Origin of the sequence: Haliea salexigens DSM 19537, from assembly GCF_000423125.1 — a bacterium.
GTDB classification, from domain to species: Bacteria; Pseudomonadota; Gammaproteobacteria; order Pseudomonadales; family Halieaceae; genus Haliea; species Haliea salexigens.
This window is the reverse complement of the sequence record NZ_AUHJ01000002.1, coordinates 206,896-227,962: the sequence shown is the minus strand read 5'-3', so window position 1 is coordinate 227,962 and position 21,067 is coordinate 206,896. Positions and strand designations below refer to the sequence as shown.

Below are 21,067 nucleotides of genomic sequence, written 5' to 3'. Positions count from 1 at the left end.
TTAGTCCCGGGAATCGTCCTCCGGGGCAGTTTCCACATCACCCTCCTGGATACGATTGTAGATTTCTTCGCGGTGGACTGCGACATCTTTCGGGGCGTTTACCCCGATGCGCACCTGATTGCCCTTGACGCCCAACACGGTGATCGTGATGTCATCGCCAACCATCAGTGATTCACCCACCCGGCGGGTCAGTATGAGCATAACTCCTTGCCTCCTGGCGCCCGCTAACACACTGCGGGCGGCGCTAACCATGCGCTGCTGAATACTTAGTGTTAGCCGAGAACGTTGAAAACGCAACTACCGGTTTGTATCAGTTTGCAATATCGCCGGCAGGTGCCTGGTCGAGTTCAAAGGCGGTGTGCAGCGCGCGCACCGCCAGTTCCATGAATTTTTCCTCGATGATCACCGAAATCTTGATTTCGGATGTCGTGATCATCTGGATGTTGATGCCCATTTCCGAGAGCGCACGGAACATGGTGCTGGCGACCCCGGCGTGCGAGCGCATGCCCACGCCGACAATCGACACTTTGGCGATGCGGCTGTCCACGCGCACCTCACGCGCATTGAGCTCTGCCGCCACCTGCTCCAGAACAGCCTGCGCCCGCGGCAGGTCCGCACGGCCCACAGTGAAAGTGAGGTCGGTGCTGTTGTCTTCCGCCACGTTCTGCAGAATCACGTCCACCTCGATATTGGCGTCGCCAATCGGCCCCAATATACGATAGGCCACTCCGGGCATATCCGGCACGCCGAGAATGGTGAGCTTGGCCTCATCGCGATTGAAGGCGATGCCGGCGATTGTCGGCGTTTCCATCACGGATGCGTCCTCCAGGGTTATCAGGGTACCGGGGCCTTCCTTGAAGCTGTGCAGCACCCGCAGTGGCACCTTGTATTTGCCGGCGAATTCCACCGAACGAATCTGCAACACCTTGGAGCCCATGCTGGCCATTTCCAGCATTTCCTCGAAGGTGATGCGGTCGAGCCGTCGCGCATCGTCAACCACACGGGGGTCGGTGGTGTACACGCCATCCACATCGGTGTAGATCTGACACTCGTCAGCCTTCAGGGCCGCGGCCAGGGCGACGGCCGTGGTGTCGGAACCGCCGCGCCCCAGGGTGGTGATATTGCCCTGCTCGTCCACGCCCTGGAAACCGGCCACCACAAGCACAAAGCCCGCGGCAAGGTCGGCCTGCAGGCGGCTGTCATCGATATCGCGAATACGCGCCTTGGTGTGTGCACCATCGGTAAGAATGCGCACCTGGCTGCCGGTGTAGGATTTGGCGGCCACGCCACGCCGATTGAGCGCCATGCTCAGCAGCGCGGTGGTCACCTGTTCGCCGGTAGCCAGCAGCACGTCCAATTCCCGCGCCAGGGGCGGCTCTTGCAGCTCGTGCGCCAGGCCCAGCAGCCGGTTGGTTTCGCCGCTCATGGCGGAAACCACCACCACCACCTGATGGCCGTCACTGCGAAAGCGCGCGACTTTATCCGCTACCTGGGCAATACGCTCGACGCTGCCGACGGACGTGCCGCCGAACTTCTGCACAATCAAACCCATATCAGGCGTTCTGGGCCAGTGCGTCTGCCACCCAGTCCGCTACCGCACCCAGTGCTGCCGGCAGGCCGGCCACCTCGCTGCCACCGCCCTGGGCCATGTCCGGACGACCGCCGCCCTTGCCGCCCAGGCGCCCGGCGAATTCGCGCATCAGGTTGCCGGCGCTGACACGGTCGGTCAGGTCTTTGCTGACACCGGCAGCCAACGCCACTTTGTCGCCATCCACCGCCGCGAGCAGCACCACGGCGCTGCCCAGCTTGTTCTTGACCTGGTCGAGCGTGTCGCGCAGTGACTTGGCATCGGCGCCCTCCACATTGGCAGCCAGCACCTTGATACCGCCCACGTCGACCGCCTGCGCCGTCAGGTCACCGCCGGCGGAGGTGGCGAGCTTCTGTTTCAGCCGTGCCAGCTCCTTTTCCAGCTCGCGGTTCTCGTTGCGCAGGGCGCCGACGCGGGCTGCCACGGCGTCGCGCCCGGCTTTGACCACTTCACACACGGCATCCAGCTGCGCCTCGGTGTGGGCAATGGCCTCCAGCGCACCGGCGCCGGTGACAGCCTCGATACGGCGCACACCAGAGGCAATACCGGATTCCGACAGAATGCGAAACACGCCGATATCGCCAGTACGGTCAACGTGGGTGCCTCCGCAGAGTTCCACCGAGTAGTCCGCCTCCCCCATGCTCAACACGCGCACTTCGTCGCCGTATTTCTCGCCGAATAGCGCCATGGCGCCGGCTTCGATGGCTGCATCCATGGACATGAGTCGAGTAGAAACCGGGGTGTTGGCGCGAATCTGCGCGTTCACCTGGGCGGCGATTTCGGCCAGTTCCGCAGGCGTGACCGCCTCGAAGTGGGAGAAGTCGAAGCGCAGGCGCTCGGAATCCACCAGCGAGCCTTTCTGTGTGACGTGCTCGCCCAGCACACGGCGCAGCGCCGCGTGCATGAGGTGCGTTGCCGAGTGGTTGAGGCGTGTGCGCTGGCGCACGCTGGCGTCAACGCTGGCTTGCAGGCGGTCACCCACCTTGACGCTGCCTTGCAGCACCGTCACATGATGCAGGTGCTGACTCTGTGCCTTGGTGGTATCGGTGACTTCAAGCCGCACGCCATCGGCCTGCAAATAGCCGGTGTCGCCGGCCTGACCGCCGGACTCGCCGTAGAACGGCGTGCAATCGAGCACCACAACCCCCTGCTGATCGGCCTGCAGGGCGTCGACGGCGGCGCCGTCGCACAGCAGCGCGGTCACCCTGCCCTCGCCTTCCACGCTGTCGTAGCCGGTAAACTCGGTGCTGCCTTCCAGCGTGAGCACCGCGTTGTAATCCACCTTGAAACTGCCGCCTTCCTGGGACCGGCTGCGCTGTGCCGCCATTGCTTCCTCATAACCGGCCATATCCAATTCCAGGCCGCGCTCGCGGGCGATGTCGTTGGTCAGGTCAACCGGGAAGCCGTAGGTGTCATACAGTTTGAACACGACGTCGCCGGGGATGGCGCCACCGCTGATGCCGGCCAACGCGTCCTGCAGAATCTGCAGGCCGTTGTCCAGCGTCTTGGCGAACTGCTCCTCTTCGGCCAGCAGCGCCTTTTCCACCTGCGGCTGCAGCTTGACCAGCTCGGGATAGGCGTCGCCCATCTCTGTGGCCAGCGTAGCCACAAGCTGATGGAAAAACGGCGCGGTGGCGCCCAGCTTGTTGCCGTGGCGGATGGCGCGGCGAATGATGCGGCGCAACACGTAGCCGCGGCCTTCGTTGCCCGGCAGCACGCCATCAACAATCAGGAATGCGCAGGAGCGAATGTGGTCGGCAATGACGCGCAGCGAATTGTGCTCAAGATCCGACACGTCCAGCAGCTTCGCCGCCGCGCGGATCAGCGCCTGGAACAGGTCGATCTCATAGTTGCTGTGCACGCCCTGCTTAACCGCGGCGATACGCTCCAGGCCCATGCCGGTATCCACCGAGGGCTTGGGCAGCGGGTGCAGTTCACCGCTGGCATCGCGATTGAATTGCATGAACACCAGGTTCCAGATCTCGATATAGCGGTCGAGATCGTCGCCTTCGCTGCCAGGGGGGCCGCCGGGCACGTGCGGGCCGTGGTCGTAGAAGATTTCCGAACAGGGGCCGCAGGGGCCGGTGTCGCCCATCTGCCAGAAGTTGTCTTCATCCAGGCGCGAGAAACGCTCAGCGCTGACGCCCATCTCCTTCAGCCAGATATCGGCGGCTTCATCGTCGGACACATGCACGGTCACCCACAACCGCTCGGCGGGCAGGCCCAGGGTCTCGGTGAGAAAGTGCCAGGCGAACTGGATGGCCTCACGCTTGAAGTAGTCACCAAAACTGAAGTTGCCGAGCATCTCGAAGAAGGTGTGGTGGCGCGCGGTGTAGCCCACGTTTTCGAGGTCGTTGTGCTTGCCGCCGGCTCGCACGCAGCGCTGGCTGCTGGTGGCGCGCACATAAGAGCGCGGCTCCGTGCCCAGGAACGTATCCTTGAACTGGTTCATGCCCGCATTGGTGAACAGCAGCGTGGGGTCGTTGCCCGGCACCAGCGAACTGCTGGGCACCCTCGTGTGGTCCTGCGCCTCAAAATAGGCCAGGAATGCTTCGCGTATGTCGCCTGTTTTCATTGGAACCCTGCCATCTGTCCTTCAGCAAACCCGCGACCCGCCAGAATATGCAGGTGCAGGTGGAATACGGTCTGGCCCGCGCCGGCACCGTTGTTGACGATCAGGCGAAAGGCCTCCGCCACGCCCAGCTGTTCTGCCACTTTGCCCGCAGCCAGCAGCAGGTGGCCCAGCAGCGCCTGGTCGTCTGCCGCAGCATCGACCAGGCGGGGAATACCCTTCTTTGGAATCACCAGCACATGCACCGGCGCCTGCGGGTTAATGTCGTTGATGGCGATGCAGTGCTCGTCTTCGTAGAGCAACTCCGCGGGAATCTCGCCACTGACAATCTTGCCGAATATCGTCTCAGACATGCCTTACCCCAGTTTCTCGTCAGCGCTGAGCTGTCGCGCCTCGCTTTCCAGCATAACCGGAATACCGTCGCGTACGGGGTACGCCAGGCCACTGGCCTTGCAGATCAGCTCGTCTTTTTCCTTGTCGTACTCCAGCGGGGCCTTGGTTACCGGACACACCAGAATACTCAGCAGTTTCTCGTCGATCATGACAGGTCCTGAGGAATGCAAAGGGCCTGCATTATACGGATTTTTCCCAGCCATAACATGCCGTTGGCCGGCCCCCTGCGGGGCAGATCCGACGCCACAGCGCTGCCGGCCAGGGGCGCCCGGCCAGGGGCGCCCGGCGAGGGGTGCCCGGCGAGGGTCATGCAGCTAGGGAGTGTTGCCTGCCTCGGGCAGGCGCATGGGCGGCACCAGCAGCTGCGGGTCGATGCGGGCGCTGCGCCAGGACATGCGCCAGTCCAGGTGCGGCCCGGTGGCACGGCCGGTGGCACCCACCTCGCCGATAATGTCACCGGGGGCAATCGCGTCGCCCACCGCAACCCGTACTTTGCTCAGGTGCAGGAAGGATGAGGAGAGCCTGTAACCGTGATCGAGGATAATGGTTCCGCCGGAGTAAAACAGGTCCGGTTCTGCCAGCGTCACCACCCCGGCCGCCGGGGCCCGCACAATCGTGCCGGTGGGCACGGCCACGTCTACGCCGTAATGCGGGCTACCGGGCTGGCCGTTGTACACCCGCTGGCTGCCGTACACACCGGAAATGCGCCCCTCCACCGGCCAGCGAAAGCCCGCCAGCACACCGGCCAGCAGATCCGGGCGCCGCAGCTGCCTGGCCTTGGCGGCATTCACCAGCTCCCGTTCGCGGGCGATACGCGCCAGCTGCTCCGGCGGCGGCGTTACCGTGCGCTGGGGCACACCCTCTACCCGCTGAATATTGTATTCCCGGGGGGCGATGGCCAGTTCCTGCCGGCAATCTCCCACCTGCAGCACCGCGCTGGAATCGGCGTCACGACTAAAGCCGGCGATGAACGTGCCGTCATCCAGCACGTCCAGCGCGGCACCGTCGAGCAGCACTGGCGTACCCGGCGCCGCCTGGCCCCAGATAAGGCCACCCTGCTGCAGGTTTCCCTGCACATTCAGGCACGCGGCAAACGCGGAGTGGGCACCGACGGCCATGAGGGCGGCAAACAAGCAGGCTTTCATCGTTCGATTCTCCTTGGCAAACAGGGACTGCCCGCTAGTGTAGTGAAACTCGCGCCGTTAGAATACGCACCATGAGTCGCTACCGCCCACCCCGCCGCCGGGGGTCGCCCTATATCACCCCGCAGGGGGAGGCGGTGCTGCGCGCGGAACTGCATCAGTTATGGAAAGTGGAGCGCCCGCAGGTCACTGACGTGGTACACGAGGCGGCAAAAAACGGCGACCGCTCGGAAAACGGGGATTACATCTACGGTAAACGCCGGCTGCGCGAAATCGACTCGCGGGTGCGCTTTCTCAGTAAGCGGCTGGAGGAGCTCAACGTGGTCGACCGCATACCCGCGGACACCGAAAAAGTGTTTTTTGGTGCCTGGGTCACCCTGGAGGACGAAGCCGGCAGGGAACGTTGCTACCGCATCGTGGGCCCCGACGAGTTCGATCTCGCTGCCGGCAAGCTGAGCATGGATTCTCCCCTGGCCCGCAGCCTGCTCGGGAAGCGCCTGGATGATGAGGTCAGCCTGCACAGCCCCGGCGGCGAACAACACTACGTGATTGCTGCCGTCGACTACAGCGACCCTGCAACCCGCGCGACCTGAACCTCACCGGCCGCGCGCGCCGCGTGGCAGGATCAGCCCCCGGGATTGTAGCCGTTGGTGAAGCAGGCTTGTTCCGGCGCACAGGTGTCGACGAACCGGCCCTCGCCCTCCGGCCTCAGGAAGGCGGATTTCTGTGCCTGCGCCGCAGGCTCGCGCCGCGGCAAGCTGTGGGGGTCGTTGCCAAAATCAGGCTCCACCGGCGGGGTGTTGGTGATGGGTGGCGGTGCGGTGCCTCCCTCAAGCGCGCCAGCGCCTACCGGGCCGTCGTCCCACAGGGTCAACACCGAGCCGGTAAAATCACCTGCAGGCACGGGCTCGAGGCCCACATAGGGATTACTGTCCGGGTGACGCCCGGTCTCCAGCGCGGGAATACGCAGGTGCGCACCGATACTGCGCGCCATGAACTCCGCCGACCACATGCTCACCTGGTGGTCACCGTAGGCCACTTGCAGCAACACCGAATGCACCGGCGTATTGGGCAGCGGGTCGCGCTCAATGTGCACAACATAGCCGCTGGACTCGGCGCGATCCCACAGCAGTTGCGCCATGGACAGCAGGAAGCTCTGGTCTTTCACGCTCGGATAGCCACCGCCGTCTTCGCCGGTACCGCTACCGCTGAAAAACGGCGTAAAGGCGTTGAAGTCCACGCTGCGCCGCAGCAGGAAACTGTAAGACATACCCGGCACACCCAGCACGCCGCGCGTCACATCCTGAATAACCGCCATCAGCGCGCCGCCGAGAATACCGCCCTGGCTGTTGCCATCGTAGTACACCGTGCTGTTGTCAAATACCGGCTGGCCCGCCGCCTGGAAGGCTGGGTCGGCCGCGAAGCCCGCGTCGCTCTTCAACAGCCGGGCCAGGAACATGAAGTTCAGCAGGCCCTGCTGTTGCCGGTCGAAGAAGGCCTGCATGAGGCTGAAGTCCTGCAGTACCTGAATCGCAAACGGCACATCGGCGCTGGCAAAACCCGCCCAGTCGGTGGCGCAGAACATCATCTGGTGGTCCAGCGCCATAATATCGACGTTCTGCCGTGTGCCACCGCGCGCCTCATTGGCACTCCCCAGCAGGCCGTGCCCGTACAAAGATGGGCGCGCCTGTGCCTTGGGTGGCGCTTCGAAGTCTTCGGCCACCGAGCGGGGGATACGGCAAACGAAATTGGCCGCAAACAGGTTGTCGCCATTCAGGCGATCCGGCAGGCCGTCATCGGGTGTGGCGTAGTAGAACGCCGAGCCCGGTGCGCCTTCGTCGGAGTCGAGGAAGTTGGGAATGAAGAACGTGCCGGCGATTTCTCGTGCGATCTGCTCATCCTGGCCATCGGTGCAGCCGTCGGGGTCGCAGGGTGCGAAATCAGTGAGGGTATCAATAACGTAATCCGGCGCGGCGGCACCGAGGTCCGCAAAGGCTTCGTCGCGAATGTGCAGCAGGCGCTCGGTGATGTTGCGGGCACTGGCCACGGTGAAGTCCCAGGCCAGATACAGCTCGCTGCGCTCAACACCGGCGTCTTCGAGCGTACTGAACAGCGCGTCCATGGCCGGGCGACGCGCCTCGATGTCCTCGTTGTCGGTCAGCGTGTCATCGCGAAACGCGCGGAACACTTCCGGCGCCTCCAGCACCTCACCGGCGCTGTCGCGCAGGTTGCGCAGCGCCACAATGTAACGCTCCCCCCGCTCGAACTGCACCATGGGGCGGATAATAAAGGTCTGCTCGGCGGGGTCGTCGGTGTTGGCATCCAGCTCCGCAAACACCAGGTGCTGTTCACCGGTGCTGGCGCGAATCACCACAACCGGCGAATCAACCTCCAGCGACTGCGCGAGATCGCTGATCGACGGCGCGCCGGTCTGCGCCAGATCCACGCCCGGCACCTGCGCGAGAATCATCTGCGAGGGGGAAAAGCCGTCGTTGCGGTTCCATTCCGCGGGGTCCACGCGATCACCGCGCCGATTGGCCGGTAGCGATTCCTGATTGAGGTTTACCCGACGCCCGGTCTCCAGGCTCTCATCAGCCACCGTGAACACATCGCTGGGCCAGGGGAACATGCAGTTCTCCGCATCCAGCATCTCGCAGCGGTCAGCGTTGGGGGTATCGATACTGATCGGCGGTGGCGGCTCGGGAGGCGGGGTGACCGGTACGGTATCGGTGCCATCGGAACAGGCCACAAGGCCCGCCAGTAATGACAGGTAAAGCACGGGGCGCTGCAATATCATGCAAACCTCCAGGGTCAGATTATTGTTATGCAGACCCGGAGACTAGCGCAGCCCGCGCCGCTCAGTCCAGCGCAGCGTAGACCATCGACTCCAGCTGTCCGCGCAGGTTGAAGGTGCTCGACGGCATAAGCTGGGTCATGAAGATCACCACCAGCTCCTCTTCCGGGTCGACCCAGAAAAGGGTGCTGGCCAAGCCGCCCCAGAAGAAGCTGCCCAGTGAGGCCAGGTTGCCGTTCTTTACCGGGTCAATCTTGTTGGCAAAACCCAACCCGAAACCCACACCCTCGTACTCGGTTTCACTGAAGCTGCCCATGGCGAATTGCTCCAGGTCCACGTCCCCGGGCAGGTGATTGGCCGTCATGTACTCCAGCGTGCGCGAGCCCAGAATGCGCACCCCATCCAGCGTGCCGCCCTGCAGCAACATCTGGCAGAAACGGAAGTAGTCACCAACGGTAGACAACAGTCCGCCACCGCCGGAGTAGAACACCCGGTCGCGGAACCGGCTGTCCTGGCCGTCGTCGTTGCAGACCAGTTTTTTCGCGGCATCACGCTCGTAGCAGGAGGCGAGCCGGTGCACCTTGTCCGGCGCTATATTGAAGGCGGTATCGACCATACCCAACGGACCGAACAGGTGTTCCTGCAAATAGTCCGGTAATGACTGGCCGCTGATCACCTCGATCAGGTAACCCAGCACATCGGTCGCCAGGGAGTAGTTCCAGCGGGTCCCCGGGGAAAACTCCAGCGGCAGCTGCGCCAGCTGCTCGATCATGTGCCTGAGCGTATAGCCCGGGGCCGGGTTGCCGATCTGGAGCTTGCGGTAGGCGTAGTCCAGGTTGCTCTCACGCAGGAAGTCGTAGGTGAGGCCCGAGGTGTGCCGCAACAGATCGCGGATGGTCATGGGCCGCGCGCAGGGTTGCGTGGCAAACAGCGGGAAAGCACCCGCCGTGCGCACCGCCAGCTCACGCCACTCGGGGATAAAGCGGTGTACAGGGTCATCCAGCGAAAACAGGCCGCGCTCGTACAGCATCATCAGCGCCACCGAGGTGATCGGCTTGCTCATGGAGTAGATGCGGAAAATGGTATCCACGCTCATCGGCGTATCGCGTTCGATGTCACTGAGCCCCGCCACGTCGAGCAGGCCCACGCGGCCGTAACGGGCCACCAGGGTGACGCTGCCCGGCAGTTTGCCGGGTTCCAGGTAGCGGCCACGTAAATGCTCGCCAATGCGCGCCAGCTGTGCCGCATTGAGGCCCAGAGTCTCGGGATTTACCTGTTCCATGCGGTCTCCTGATCGCGGCGCGTACGAAGTTGTCGGGCAGTGTGCCAGACTGGTCACAAGGGGTACAGAATATTGCCGCTCGGGGGCCCTGCTGCTACCATTCGCGCCTTCCCTGACACCCTGCTGCCACGCCCGCCCCGGAGCTGCCATGACTCGTCTTTCGCTGTCCGAACTGGAACACTCTCAGGAATTCGTTGGGCGCCATATCGGGCCCACGCCGGCGCAGCAGGCGGAGATGGCGCGCCTGCTCGGCTTCGACAGCCTCGACGCCCTGATTGACGCCACCGTGCCCGCGCGCATCCGCAACCAAGCGCCCATGGACCTGGCCGCGCCGCAAACCGAGCAGGCCGTGCTGGCGCGTCTGCGTGCCATTGCCGGCAAGAACCGTGTGCTCAAATCCTACATCGGCACTGGCTACCACGACACCTATACCCCCGCAGTCATCCAGCGCAATGTGCTGGAAAACCCGGGTTGGTACACCGCGTATACACCCTACCAGCCGGAGATATCCCAGGGTCGTCTTGAAGCCCTGCTCACCTTCCAGCAGACCATCATGGACCTGACCGGCATGGAACTGGCCAATGCCTCCATGCTGGACGAAGGCACCGCCGCGGCGGAGGCCATGACCCTTATGCAGCGGGTCAACAAGAAAAACCGCAGTAGCACGTTTATCGTCGCCGAAGATTGCCACCCACAAACCATTGCCGTGGTGCGCACCCGCGCCGAGGCGCTGGATATCGAGGTGGTGGTCGGTGACCCCGCCCAACTCGCGGGCAGCACAGAGGCCTTCGGCCTGCTGCTGCAGTACCCCGGCACCTACGGCCATGTGCATGACCTGGAACCGCTGATTGCGAAAGCGCATGCTGCCGGCACCTTGGTGACCGTGGCCGCCGACCTTATGTCGCTGCTGCTGCTGAAGTCACCCGGTGCCCAGGGCGCCGATGTGGTCGTGGGCAATTCGCAGCGCTTTGGCGTTCCCATGGGTTTCGGCGGCCCGCACGCAGCCTTCTTTGCCACTCGCGACGCCTACAAGCGCTCCACCCCCGGGCGTATTATCGGTGTGTCTATCGACTGCCACGGCAACGAAGCCCTGCGCATGGCCATGCAGACCCGCGAACAGCACATCCGCCGGGAGAAGGCCACCAGCAACATCTGTACGGCCCAGGCGCTGCTCTCCATCATGGCCGCCTTTTATGCCATGTATCACGGGCCGGTGGGCCTGCGGCGCATCGCCGAACGTGTGCACTACCTCACCGGGCTGCTGGCTACCGGCCTGCAGGCAGCCGGCATGACGGCGGAGAACACGGCCTACTTCGACACACTCACCCTGAACGTGGGTGACCAGCAGCAGGCCATTGTCGAGCGCGCGCTGGCGGCGGGCATGAACCTGCGCATTATCGGCACCCACAAACTGGGCATTGCCCTGGACGAGACCACCACGGCGGAAGATGTCGACCAGCTGCTGGCAGCCATCACGGGCAAAGCGGCGGGAACACCCTGTCGGGATCAGGCCGCTCCGGCCACGGCGATACCCCAGCCACTGCAGCGCAGCGTGGACTATCTGCAGCACCCACTGTTCAACGACTACCACTCGGAAACGGAGATGCTGCGCTACATGCGCCGGCTGGAAACCCGCGACATCGCCCTCAACCAGGCCATGATTCCGCTGGGCAGCTGCACCATGAAGCTCAACGCCACCACCGAAATGCTGCCCGTGACCTGGGCCGAATTCGCCGGCATCCACCCGTTCGCCCCGGCCGATCAGACCGAGGGCTACCGCGAGATGCTCGCGGAGCTGGAGCACATGCTCAAGGAATGCACCGGTTACGATGCCATTTCGCTGCAACCCAACGCCGGCTCGCAGGGGGAGTACGCCGGGCTGCTGGCGATTCGCCGCTACCACGAGAGCCGCGGCGACGACCAGCGCGACGTCTGCCTGATCCCCTCCTCTGCCCACGGCACCAACCCCGCCAGCGCCGCGCTGGCCGGCATGCGGGTAGTCATTGTGGATTGTGATGCCGACGGCAACGTTGACCTCAACGACCTCACAGCCCGCGCCGAACAGTACAGTAACGAACTCGCAGCGATCATGATCACCTACCCCTCCACCCACGGTGTGTTCGAAGAAACCGTGGTCGATGTGTGCGATATCGTGCACCGTCATGGCGGGCAGGTGTACGTGGACGGCGCCAACCTCAACGCACTGGTGGGGCTCGCTTCACCCGGCAAGTTCGGCGCTGACGTGTCGCACCTGAACCTGCACAAAACTTTCTGTATTCCGCACGGTGGTGGCGGCCCCGGTATGGGCCCCATCGGCGTGGGCGCACACCTGCAGCCTTTCCTGCCGTCGCACCCGGTGGTGCCGCTGCCGGGCCTGCCGGAGAGCAACGACGTGGTGTCCGCCGCCCCCTGGGGCAGCGCCTCCATTCTGCCTATCAGTTGGGCCTACATTGCGCTCATGGGCGCTGCAGGCCTCACCCAGGCCACACGCGTGGCGATCCTCAGCGCCAACTACATCTCCCACCGTCTGCAGAGCCACTACCCGGTGCTCTATACCGGGCGCAATGGCACGGTGGCACACGAGTGCATTGTCGACATCCGCCCGCTCAAAGAAGCCAGCGGTATTTCTGAAGAGGACATTGCCAAGCGCCTGGTGGACTTCGGCTTCCACGCACCCACCATGTCGTTCCCGGTTGCGGGCACACTGATGATTGAGCCGACTGAATCGGAATCACTCGCCGAGCTGGACCGCTTCTGCGACGCCATGATCGCCATCCGCGAGGAGATTCGCGCGGTGGAGGAAGGCCGCCTGGACGCCACCGACAACCCCCTGCGCAACGCCCCGCATACCCTGCAGGACGTGACGGCCGAGCATTGGGAGCACGCCTACACGCGGGAACAGGCTGCCTACCCCCTGCCCTCCCTGCGTCAGCGCAAGTACTGGCCACCGGTGAACCGGGTAGACAATGTGTACGGCGACCGCAACCTGGTGTGTTCCTGCCCGAGCATTGATGCGTATCGGGAGCCGGTGGGGGTGTAGACGAGCGGCGGGAATGGAGGCGGCTCGCAATGCATAGTGCTCAACTTTCGTTGGCCGCCGCGCTCAAACCAGTAGAAAAACCGCAACTACCAGCACCAAAACAGCCACAGCAACCCAGCGAGTATGCCGGCGGAATAACGCCTCAGCCTGATCACCCGCCCAGTAAACCAGCAGGGCGAGCCCGAAGTAGCGCAGTCCCCGCGCCAGCGCAGAGGCCAGCATAAACAGCGCGAAGGAGTAACCGGTGGCGCCGGCGACCAGCATTGCGGTCTGGAAAGGCACCGGCGTTACGCCCACGCTTAAAACAAACCAGAAGCCGTGGTCCGCCATGGCCGTGCGTGCGCGTTCAAACTGCGCCGGGTTGGCAAACCACTCAAGCAGCTGATCACCGAACGCGTCGAAAAGCCACAAGCCGGCACCATACCCGACACTGGCGCCCAGCAAACAGCCGAGCAAGGCCAGCGCAGCCAACAGGAAGAGCTGCCGGCGCCTGGCCTGCATAAGCGGGATCAACAGCGCTTCCAAGGGAATGGGCACTACGGTGGATTCCAGAAATGACGCCAGCGTGAGCCCCCACAGGGCATGGCGCGAATGCACCAGGCGGTAACCAAAACGCTGCAACCACGAGCCTCCAGATGGACCAGATGTATCGCTCACGGCTCCGGCCGCCACCACAACCACGTCAGCACGACGACGAACACCGTGCTGATACCCGCGGCAAGCACTGTCGGCGCACTGGATAGCCACAATATGCTGGTGCTGCCGCCGAGCATGACCGTCGCCAACCATTTGGCACGGCGTGACACCGCACCGTTCTCCTGCCAGGCACTGATATGCGGCCCGTATTCGGGGTGATTGAGCAGCCAGTCATTGAGTTCCGGCCAGCCGCGGGAGGCGGCCCAAGTGGCGACCAGCAGGAAGGGCACGGTGGGCATAATGGGCAGTAGTATGCCCACCGCCGCCAGCAACAGGGCCGTGATTGCAATAAGGCGCCATAGAAGACTGTGCATTGAGGCATCCCTGCCGGCAGGGAATACTAGCCGATCGCCGCTGCCGCCAGCTCAAAAGAGCGCAGCCGCTTCTGATGGTCGTGGATGGAGGACATCAGCATCAGCTCGTCGGCCCCGGTAGAGGCGACAAACGCGTGCATGGCGGTCGCCACGGTATCCGGGGCACCCACGGCCGAGCAGCGCAGCATGGCGCCCAACATCTGCTGTTCCTGCGGGCCCAAGGTGTCCCAATAGCCCGCCTGGGGCGGCGGCATTTTACCCGGTGTACCCCGCCACAGACGCACAAAGGTTTGCATCATCGACGTTTGCAGTAGCTGTGCTTCCTCGTCGGTATCTGCGGCGAACACGTTGTAGCCGAGCATAATGTAAGGTTTGTCCAACTGCGCAGAGGGCTGGAATTGTTCCCGGTAGATGTCTATCGCCTGCTCCATGTGCGCGGGGGCGAAGTGGGACGCAAACGCGAACGGCAGGCCCAGCATCGCCGCCAGCCCTGCGCCATACAGGCTGGACCCTAGAATCCACAGCGGCACTTCGGTACCAGCACCGGGTGTGGCCACCACAGCCTGGCCCGGCTGCGCCGGCTTTAAATAGTGTTGCAGCTCCAGCACATCGTTGGGAAAGTCGTCCACGCTGCCACTCAAATTGCGCCGCAAAGCACGTGCAGTAACCTGATCGGTGCCTGGTGCGCGTCCCAGTCCCAGATCGATACGGCCGGGAAACAGTGTTGCCAGTGTGCCGAACTGTTCGGCGATAACCAGCGGGGCATGGTTGGGCAACATGATACCGCCCGACCCCAGGCGGATTGAGGTGGTCGCGTTGGCCAGGTGTGCAATGACGATGGAGGTGGCTGCGCTGGCGATGCTCTGCATGTTGTGATGCTCGGCAACCCACAGGCGGTGATACCCCAGGCGCTCCGCATGCTGCGCCAGGTCCCGGGCGTTCTCTAGCGCCTGCGCGGTGGTGCTGCCCTCGGGAACAGCGGTAACATCGAGTATGGATAATGGAATCATCGCCGGAGTATACCGACACTCCAGACCCCGCGTCATTATCGCGGGGGGTCGTGTGGCAGTCCGTTGCGGACAATCATCTGGTGACAACGCCAATCGTCAGCCCGTCAAACTACGCCGCCGAAGGGAAACGCCATGCCTGCCAGTAAGGAACTACGCGCCATCATCGACGCCATACCGCCCGATTTCGCCGACCCCGCCGCCGACTATCTCGCCGTACGCGCGATGTTCGCTCCCTTCCACAGCCGGCCCGTCAGCAAGCACCTGCAAGTCCGGCTGCTGGAATACGGCGGGGTTCGCTGCGGAGACTACGCACTGGAAGCCCACAGCAATCACCGGGTGGCCTTTCACTGCCACGGCGGCGCCTTCGTTTCCACCCCGCTGGACGAGTACCATTTCTACGCAGAAATGATTGCCCGGCACACCGATTGCCGGGTCGTCATGCCGGATTACCGGCTGGCGCCGGAGCACCCCTACCCCGCCGCCCACGACGATTGCTTTAACGCCTATTGCGGGTTGGTGGAATCCGGCGTCGAGCCGCAGAACATTGTTCTGATCGGCGAGTCCTGTGGCGGCAGCCTCGCCGTGGGCCTGTTGCTGCGCCTGCGCGATGCCGGGCTGCCCATGCCAGCGTGCTTTGTGTCACTGACCGGATGGTTCGATCTGTCGGTGTCGGAAGAAACCGGCGAGCGGGGAGACCCGTTCCTGACCCCCGAGTGGGTCCGCAACCGGGGGCGGGACTACGTGGCGGGGAAAATCGCCCTGGACGACCCGCGCGTGTCACCGGCCTTCGCCGACCTCACCGGCCTGCCGCCGCTTTATCTGCAAATCGGCCAGTTCGATACCGTGGGCAATGGTGCCGCGAGGCTCGCGGTCAACGCGCTGCGCTGTGGCGTGGAGGCCACGATGGAAAGTTGGCCGGGGATGATTCAGGGCTGGCACGGGCTGGTGAATGAGCAGGTGCCCGAGGCCGTTGCTGCCTGGTGCCGCATACGTGCCTACATTGTGCACAATGCCGGATAACAGCCAGCGCCCTCGACACTCAAGGCCCAAGCCCGTATAGTGCCGCCCCGCTCACGCCGCCACTGTGGCCACACCACCACGACCACGCCGGCACATCCACGCCCCATTCGCTCGCTCGCAGGAATACGCTCTTGATTACCACCGCGAACATCACCATGCAGTTCGGTGCCAAGCCGCTGTTTGAAAACATTTCGGCCAAATTTGGCAACGGCAACCGCTACGGCCTGATCGGGGCCAACGGCTGCGGCAAGTCCACGTTCATGAAAATTCTGAGTGGCGCACTCACCCCCACTGCCGGCAACGTGTCGGTTGAACCGGGTTGCTCCCTGGGTATATTGAGTCAGGACCAGTTCGCCTTCGAAAACTACAGCGTGGTAGACGCTGTCATCATGGGCGACGCGGCACTGTGGAAAGTGAAGCAGGAGCGCGAGCGCATTTACGCGCTGCCGGAAATGAGCGAAGACGATGGCATGCGCGTGGCCGAACTGGAAGTCCAGTTCGCGGAGATGGACGGCTATACCGCCGAGAGCCGCGCTGGCGAACTGCTGCTGGAAGCGGGCATCGAGGAATCCCTGCACTTCGGTTTGATGAAGCAGGTAGCGCCGGGCTGGAAGCTGCGTGTATTGCTCGCCCAGGCACTCTTTGCGGACCCGGACATCCTGCTGCTGGATGAACCGACCAACAACCTGGACATCCACAGCATCAACTGGCTGGCCGGGGTGCTGAACCAGCGCAAGAGCACCATGATCATCATTTCCCACGATCGCCACTTCCTGAACGCGGTGTGCACCCACATGGCGGATATCGACTACGGTGAGCTGCGCATCTACCCGGGCAACTACGAAGCCTTCGTGGCCGCGTCCACGTTGATACAGGACCAGTTGCAGGCCGGCAACGCGAAAAAGACCGCGGAGCTGGAGGAATTGCAGAGCTTTGTGAACCGCTTCTCAGCCAACGCCTCCAAGGCGAAACAGGCCAGCTCCCGCGCCAAGAAAATGGAGAAGATCAAGCTGGACGAGATCAAACCGTCCAGCCGGGTCTCCCCCTACATCACCTTCAAACAACACAAGAAGCTGCATCGCCAGGCGCTGGTGCTTGAGAATCTCGCTCACGGGTTCGACGACGGCCCGCTGTTCAGCGGTGGCCAGATGATTCTGGAGGCCGGCGCACGGCTCGCAGTTATCGGCGAAAACGGCGCGGGTAAAACCACCTTTTTGCGCTGCCTGATTGAAGAAATCAGCGCTAACCGCGGTGAAGTCAAATGGTCGGAAAACGCGGCCATCGGCTACTGCCCGCAGGACAGCAGCGCTGACTTCGAAGGCGACCTCACCATCTTCGAATGGATGACCCAGTGGCGCATGCCCCGGCACGACGATCTCGCCGTACGCGGCATGCTCGGCCGCCTGCTGTTCACAGCAGACGATGCCAACAAGAAAGCCAGCGTCTGCTCCGGCGGCGAGAAAAACCGCCTGATGTTCGGCAAGTTGATGATGATGGATATCAATGTGCTCATCATGGACGAGCCCACCAACCACATGGATATGGAATCCATCGAGGCGCTGAACAAAGCCCTGGCCAACTACGATGGCACGCTGATCTTCGTCAGCCACGACCGGCAGTTCGTGTCGTCCCTGGCAACCCGTATCGTGGAAATCAAGGACAACAGCCTGATCGACTTCCAGGGCACCTACGACGAATACCTTGTCGACCGTGCGCGCGCGGAGGCGAAGGCCGCCTGACAGAATCGACAAAACTCGTTCCACCACCGCTAGCAGACGCAGGCACAGCCAATGAGAACCATCGATATCACGCGTGAACCGGTAGAGCTCTATAAAATCCTCAAGTTCGAGGGGCTGGTGACGACCGGTGGCGAGGCCAAGCTACTTATTGGTGACGGCCAGGTTCGCGTGAACGGCGAGGTGGAAACGCGCAAACGCCGGCAGATGCGCGACGGGGATACCATTGAGTTCCGGGGAGAGCACATTACACTGCGTTTGGTTTAGCGGCGGCCGCATTGCGCCAAGGCTTCAGTGTTGCACGCGCCGCTTGACGCTCCCATCGGTGATGGTTGCTCCGTTGTCGATTACCATCTCGGACCCGTTCATCCATACCGACTCATCCGAAGCCAGATAAACAACGGCATGCGCGATGTCGTCCGGATGGCCTGACGGGTTGCCCTCTTCCACGGCCTCGTTTCCGGACAGCAACTCGCGTTCTTCTCTACAGGCACGCACCATCGGTGTCTCGATTCGCCCCGGGTGAATTGAGTTGCAGCGTATCGGCTCGCCAACTGCAGACGTGCCCGCCGCGATCGATTTGGTCATGGAGCGTATTGCGCCCTTGGCCGCGGCATAAGCGAATACGTAAGGGAACCCGCCAATTGCAGTGACAGATGACATGTTGATGATTGACCCGCTCCCCGCGCCCGTCCCTCTCATGGCCGGCAAGGCGAATTTGCAACCTAGAAACGTGCCTTCGCTATGCACCTGCTGTACCCGCCGAAAATCCTCTAGCGAGGTTTCCTCAACCGAGCCGGCTATCACTATGCCGGCGTTATTCACCAGCACGTCAAGCCTGCCGTACCTGGCAAGCGTCTTCTCCATCACTTCTTTCCACGAACTCTCGCTGGCGACATCGTGACACTGGGTCATGCAGCGCTCGCCGACTGCTTCCTGATACTTGCTTAAACTCTGCTCATTGATATCCGTGGCAACTACTGTGGCACCTTCTGCCAACAATCTGCGCACAATTGCCTCACCCAGCCCTCCTGCAGCCCCGGTAACAATCGCAACTTTTCCTTCAACTCTACCCATTACCCGCTCCGAATATTGTGCATGCACTTCACCAAACAACCGGCGCTGAAATCACCTGCATTGCGGGTGATTTCAGCGGCAATTACCTACTCAATACTAGAACGTGTAGCCGATGCTAACACCGTAGGTTTTCGGCGGCAGGTAGCTTGTGAATGACGGCGTCCCCAAAGCGACAATCGTTGTATAACCGGATGACTTCACCAGTTCATCACTGGCGTTGCGCATAAACGCGCCGACCCGCACCCCGCTGGGATGATTGTAGTTCAGGAACACGTTATACATCTCATAGGACTCCTGATAGTCGGGATTTTCATTGAAACTGGTCAGGTAATAGTCGTCGGAATGGACCATTTCGCCGCGCAGCGTTAGATCACCCAACCCCACGTCCCAGCTGTATTCTGCGGCCACGGTAACGCTCAAATCAGGCGCCTGCGGAAGCTGGTTCCCCGCGAGATTCTGAGGTGGGGTGCCGGGGAAACTCGGGTTTTGCGACTCGAATTCGTCAAACTCCGCGTCGAGCACACCAACCGCAACGTCAACCTGGAACCTTTCCGTCATGAGCAGCTTCGCCTCAAGTTCGAGGCCCTGAATCGACGCGGTTGCCGCATTTTCAGTGAGTGCACTGGCGTCAAGCACCTTGGTTACCTGCAAGTCGTCGTAGTCGTAATCAAACCCCGTCACAGCCAATTGCAGGCGTTCGTTCATGAGTGTGGCCTTGGCACCCAGCTCGATACTCCTGATCGTCTCCTCATCAAACGAGGGGCTCTTTGCACCCACCGAGAAACCGCCACTCTTGAACCCGTCAGAGACGCTTGCATACAGCATCCAGTCGTCCGTTGGTCGGTATTGCAGGATAAGCCGTGGCGAGACGTTGTCGAAGTCCAGGTCGCACTCGAGTGCATTACAGTCTCGCAATGCTGTGCGCAGGGGAGAATACTCGTCAGTGATTTCGACCTCCTCATAGGTGTATCGAACGCCAGCGGTGGCTGACCAAGCGTCTGAGAAGTTGTAGGTTGCTTCGCCGAAAACAGCATAGGATGTTGTTTCCACGTTAGCTCCGTTCACAAAGAACAGGGTTGAGCCTACGCCGTCGGCTGGCGGATAGAACGGCGCCGAACTGTTCGGCAAGAAATACCCATCTCTAGCGACTGTAGCTATATCGTTGGATTCGTTGAAGTAAAATGCACCGGCAAGCCAGCTCAGTTTGTCGCTGTCATAGGAGAGCTGAAACTCTTGGCTATATTGCTCTGCGTCTTCCTCGCGGTTCGGTCCTGAAAACACTACAACGTTGGTCGCATCAATATCAGACTCAACGTTAACCTTGGTGTCCCGGTAGGCACTGATGGACTTGAAAGTCAGCTCTTCACCAACCCAAGTCGCCGTGACATCGGTAGCAAAAATGTCACGTTTGTTCAAAATATCCCGTTCTGTGTTGACGTCACGGCTGCCCACTGGAAAGGCCTCTCCACCGAGCAAAACACCTGCCAATTCGGCGTCCGGGTTGGTACTGCCATTAAATTTCATGCCGTACATACTATCGTTTTGGTGGTACTTTTCGGCTACCCAGTCCACAGTCCATTCATCGGATACTAAAAATCGGACAGTGGAGCGAAACGCCTGGAGATCCTGAGCATCCACATCGTTCCCGGTAAACAGGTTGGTGCCCCAGCCGTCATGACGGTCTGTACGCAGTGCAATTCGTGCCAGTACCTTGTCTTTCACCACAGGGCCGCTGATAGCTGCCTCTACAGTTGCGGAATCATAGTTGCCAAGGCTAGCGTCGATGTATCCCGACAACTCCTCAGTAGGTGAGTTGGTGATAATATTGACGGCGCCACCTGTTGCATTACGTCCGTAGAGCGTGCCCTGTGGTCCGCGCACAACTTCAAGCCTTGATACATCAAAAAAACTGGAAGCGACTGCCATTGGCCTACCGATATAGACGCCATTGACATGCATCGCAACGTTCGCAGTTGTGCCATTATTCAAAATGGAAAAACCTACGCCACGTATGGTTGGTACTGCCGAACCCAGCCTGACGGCAAAGTTGACGTTGGCCATACCCTGCTGAGCATCTTCCATGCTGCTGACCATGGTCTCACGCATGGACTGCCCAGTGACGGCGGTAACCGATAGTGGGATGTCCTGCAGCGATTCCTCTTTCTTTCGCGCCGTAACCACCACCTCCTCCAGCGCTCCGCTTCTCTCGGCAGCGTAGACCGAGGTAGAAACGAGTATGGGTGCAATAGCCAATGCCAACTTAGTCTTCGAAGTAAATTTCATAGCGATAATCCTTATTTTATTTCAGATACTGTCACAACGTATTACGCCGTGTTTTGGTGAAAACCTCTATTGCTCAAGAGCCATCGTTTGTAGTATCAAAAACACCTCCTTGGGACCTGC

General features: G+C 61.9%; 18 protein-coding genes. 5 read left to right on the top strand and 13 right to left on the bottom strand.

Translation table 11 applies throughout. From position 1 onward, the window contains the following. The 6 genes from csrA to G533_RS0103780 form a co-directional block, all read right to left on the bottom strand. Positions 1-201 (bottom strand): carbon storage regulator CsrA, encoded by a 201-nt coding sequence (csrA, locus tag G533_RS0103805; protein WP_027948821.1) that lies wholly within the window; start codon positions 199-201, stop codon positions 1-3. A 109-nt stretch (positions 202-310) separates the two neighbouring features. Beyond that, positions 311-1,552 (bottom strand): aspartate kinase, encoded by a 1,242-nt coding sequence (locus G533_RS0103800; RefSeq protein WP_027948820.1) that lies wholly within the window; start codon positions 1,550-1,552, stop codon positions 311-313. A gap of 1 nt (position 1,553) precedes the next feature. Continuing rightward, on the bottom strand, positions 1,554-4,163 hold the full coding sequence (alaS, locus tag G533_RS0103795; RefSeq protein ID WP_027948819.1) for an alanine--tRNA ligase: 2,610 nt from the start codon (positions 4,161-4,163) through the stop codon (positions 1,554-1,556). Beyond that, positions 4,160-4,513: a histidine triad nucleotide-binding protein gene (locus G533_RS0103790; RefSeq protein WP_027948818.1), complete on the bottom strand. Its 354-nt coding sequence runs from the start codon at positions 4,511-4,513 to the stop codon at positions 4,160-4,162. Before G533_RS0103790 ends, alaS begins: the two co-directional genes overlap by 4 nt. 3 nt (positions 4,514-4,516) lie before the next feature. Then, positions 4,517-4,702, bottom strand: coding sequence for a Trm112 family protein (locus tag G533_RS0103785; RefSeq protein WP_027948817.1), 186 nt, complete (start codon positions 4,700-4,702; stop codon positions 4,517-4,519). Between the two features lie 165 nt (positions 4,703-4,867). Further along, positions 4,868-5,698: a M23 family metallopeptidase gene (locus tag G533_RS0103780; RefSeq protein WP_035526297.1), complete on the bottom strand. Its 831-nt coding sequence runs from the start codon at positions 5,696-5,698 to the stop codon at positions 4,868-4,870. Positions 5,699-5,769: 71 nt separating this feature from the next. Here G533_RS0103780 and greB point away from each other — a divergent pair, with 71 nt between their 5' ends. Next, entirely contained in the window at positions 5,770-6,288 is a 519-nt protein-coding gene (gene greB / locus G533_RS0103775) for a transcription elongation factor GreB (RefSeq protein WP_027948815.1), read from the top strand. Between the two features lie 32 nt (positions 6,289-6,320). On the opposite strand, the gene G533_RS20405 is transcribed toward greB, so the two are convergent. Next, on the bottom strand, positions 6,321-8,492 hold the full coding sequence (locus G533_RS20405) for a hypothetical protein (RefSeq protein WP_035526295.1): 2,172 nt from the start codon (positions 8,490-8,492) through the stop codon (positions 6,321-6,323). Between the two features lie 61 nt (positions 8,493-8,553). After that, complete coding sequence (locus G533_RS0103765; protein WP_027948814.1) at positions 8,554-9,771, bottom strand: serine hydrolase domain-containing protein; 1,218 nt, start codon at positions 9,769-9,771, stop codon at positions 8,554-8,556. A gap of 148 nt (positions 9,772-9,919) precedes the next feature. On the opposite strand from G533_RS0103765, the gene gcvP reads away from it, so the two are divergent. Beyond that, entirely contained in the window at positions 9,920-12,811 is a 2,892-nt protein-coding gene (gene gcvP, locus G533_RS0103760; protein WP_027948813.1) for an aminomethyl-transferring glycine dehydrogenase, read from the top strand. A gap of 63 nt (positions 12,812-12,874) precedes the next feature. Here gcvP and G533_RS0103755 read toward each other — a convergent pair whose 3' ends face one another. The 3 genes from G533_RS0103755 to G533_RS0103745 are packed head-to-tail and all read right to left on the bottom strand — an operon-like array spanning position 12,875 to position 14,831. After that, positions 12,875-13,432: a YqaA family protein gene (locus G533_RS0103755; protein ID WP_027948812.1), complete on the bottom strand. Its 558-nt coding sequence runs from the start codon at positions 13,430-13,432 to the stop codon at positions 12,875-12,877. Positions 13,433-13,464: 32 nt separating this feature from the next. Further along, a complete protein-coding gene (locus tag G533_RS0103750) occupies positions 13,465-13,821 on the bottom strand; it encodes a YbaN family protein (RefSeq protein ID WP_027948811.1) in 357 nt (118 codons plus the stop codon). 26 nt (positions 13,822-13,847) lie between these two features. Next, the gene (locus G533_RS0103745; protein WP_027948810.1) at positions 13,848-14,831 is read right to left on the bottom strand and encodes an LLM class flavin-dependent oxidoreductase; all 984 of its coding nucleotides are present in this window, start codon (positions 14,829-14,831) and stop codon (positions 13,848-13,850) included. A 132-nt stretch (positions 14,832-14,963) separates the two neighbouring features. Here G533_RS0103745 and G533_RS23300 point away from each other — a divergent pair, with 132 nt between their 5' ends. The 3 genes from G533_RS23300 (at position 14,964) to G533_RS0103730 (ending at position 17,854) form a co-directional block, all read left to right on the top strand. Continuing rightward, positions 14,964-15,851 (top strand): alpha/beta hydrolase, encoded by an 888-nt coding sequence (locus G533_RS23300; RefSeq protein WP_051229936.1) that lies wholly within the window; start codon positions 14,964-14,966, stop codon positions 15,849-15,851. A 131-nt stretch (positions 15,852-15,982) separates the two neighbouring features. Beyond that, on the top strand, positions 15,983-17,590 hold the full coding sequence (locus tag G533_RS0103735; protein ID WP_027948809.1) for an ABC-F family ATPase: 1,608 nt from the start codon (positions 15,983-15,985) through the stop codon (positions 17,588-17,590). Between the two features lie 51 nt (positions 17,591-17,641). Further along, positions 17,642-17,854, top strand: a complete 213-nt coding sequence (locus G533_RS0103730; protein WP_027948808.1) for an RNA-binding S4 domain-containing protein — start codon at positions 17,642-17,644, stop codon at positions 17,852-17,854. Between the two features lie 24 nt (positions 17,855-17,878). On the opposite strand, the gene G533_RS0103725 is transcribed toward G533_RS0103730, so the two are convergent. Beyond that, entirely contained in the window at positions 17,879-18,664 is a 786-nt protein-coding gene (locus G533_RS0103725; RefSeq protein WP_027948807.1) for an SDR family oxidoreductase, read from the bottom strand. 96 nt (positions 18,665-18,760) lie between these two features. After that, positions 18,761-20,947 carry a TonB-dependent receptor gene (locus tag G533_RS0103720; protein WP_027948806.1) on the bottom strand — a complete coding sequence of 729 codons (2,187 nt, stop codon included), beginning with the start codon at positions 20,945-20,947 and terminating at the stop codon, positions 18,761-18,763. Positions 20,948-21,067: the final 120 nt, after the last annotated feature.

Coding starts and splice junctions, on each gene's coding strand:
- csrA (WP_027948821.1), bottom strand. CDS start 201: ATGCTCATACTGACCCGCCGGGTGGGTGAATCACTGATGGTTGGCGAT.
- G533_RS0103800 (WP_027948820.1), bottom strand. CDS start 1,552: ATGGGTTTGATTGTGCAGAAGTTCGGCGGCACGTCCGTCGGCAGCGTC.
- alaS (WP_027948819.1), bottom strand. CDS start 4,163: ATGAAAACAGGCGACATACGCGAAGCATTCCTGGCCTATTTTGAGGCG.
- G533_RS0103790 (WP_027948818.1), bottom strand. CDS start 4,513: ATGTCTGAGACGATATTCGGCAAGATTGTCAGTGGCGAGATTCCCGCG.
- G533_RS0103785 (WP_027948817.1), bottom strand. CDS start 4,702: ATGATCGACGAGAAACTGCTGAGTATTCTGGTGTGTCCGGTAACCAAG.
- G533_RS0103780 (WP_035526297.1), bottom strand. CDS start 5,698: ATGAAAGCCTGCTTGTTTGCCGCCCTCATGGCCGTCGGTGCCCACTCC.
- greB (WP_027948815.1), top strand. CDS start 5,770: ATGAGTCGCTACCGCCCACCCCGCCGCCGGGGGTCGCCCTATATCACC.
- G533_RS20405 (WP_035526295.1), bottom strand. CDS start 8,492: ATGATATTGCAGCGCCCCGTGCTTTACCTGTCATTACTGGCGGGCCTT.
- G533_RS0103765 (WP_027948814.1), bottom strand. CDS start 9,771: ATGGAACAGGTAAATCCCGAGACTCTGGGCCTCAATGCGGCACAGCTG.
- gcvP (WP_027948813.1), top strand. CDS start 9,920: ATGACTCGTCTTTCGCTGTCCGAACTGGAACACTCTCAGGAATTCGTT.
- G533_RS0103750 (WP_027948811.1), bottom strand. CDS start 13,821: ATGCACAGTCTTCTATGGCGCCTTATTGCAATCACGGCCCTGTTGCTG.
- G533_RS0103745 (WP_027948810.1), bottom strand. CDS start 14,831: ATGATTCCATTATCCATACTCGATGTTACCGCTGTTCCCGAGGGCAGC.
- G533_RS23300 (WP_051229936.1), top strand. CDS start 14,964: ATGCCTGCCAGTAAGGAACTACGCGCCATCATCGACGCCATACCGCCC.
- G533_RS0103730 (WP_027948808.1), top strand. CDS start 17,642: ATGAGAACCATCGATATCACGCGTGAACCGGTAGAGCTCTATAAAATC.
- G533_RS0103725 (WP_027948807.1), bottom strand. CDS start 18,664: ATGGGTAGAGTTGAAGGAAAAGTTGCGATTGTTACCGGGGCTGCAGGA.
- G533_RS0103720 (WP_027948806.1), bottom strand. CDS start 20,947: ATGAAATTTACTTCGAAGACTAAGTTGGCATTGGCTATTGCACCCATA.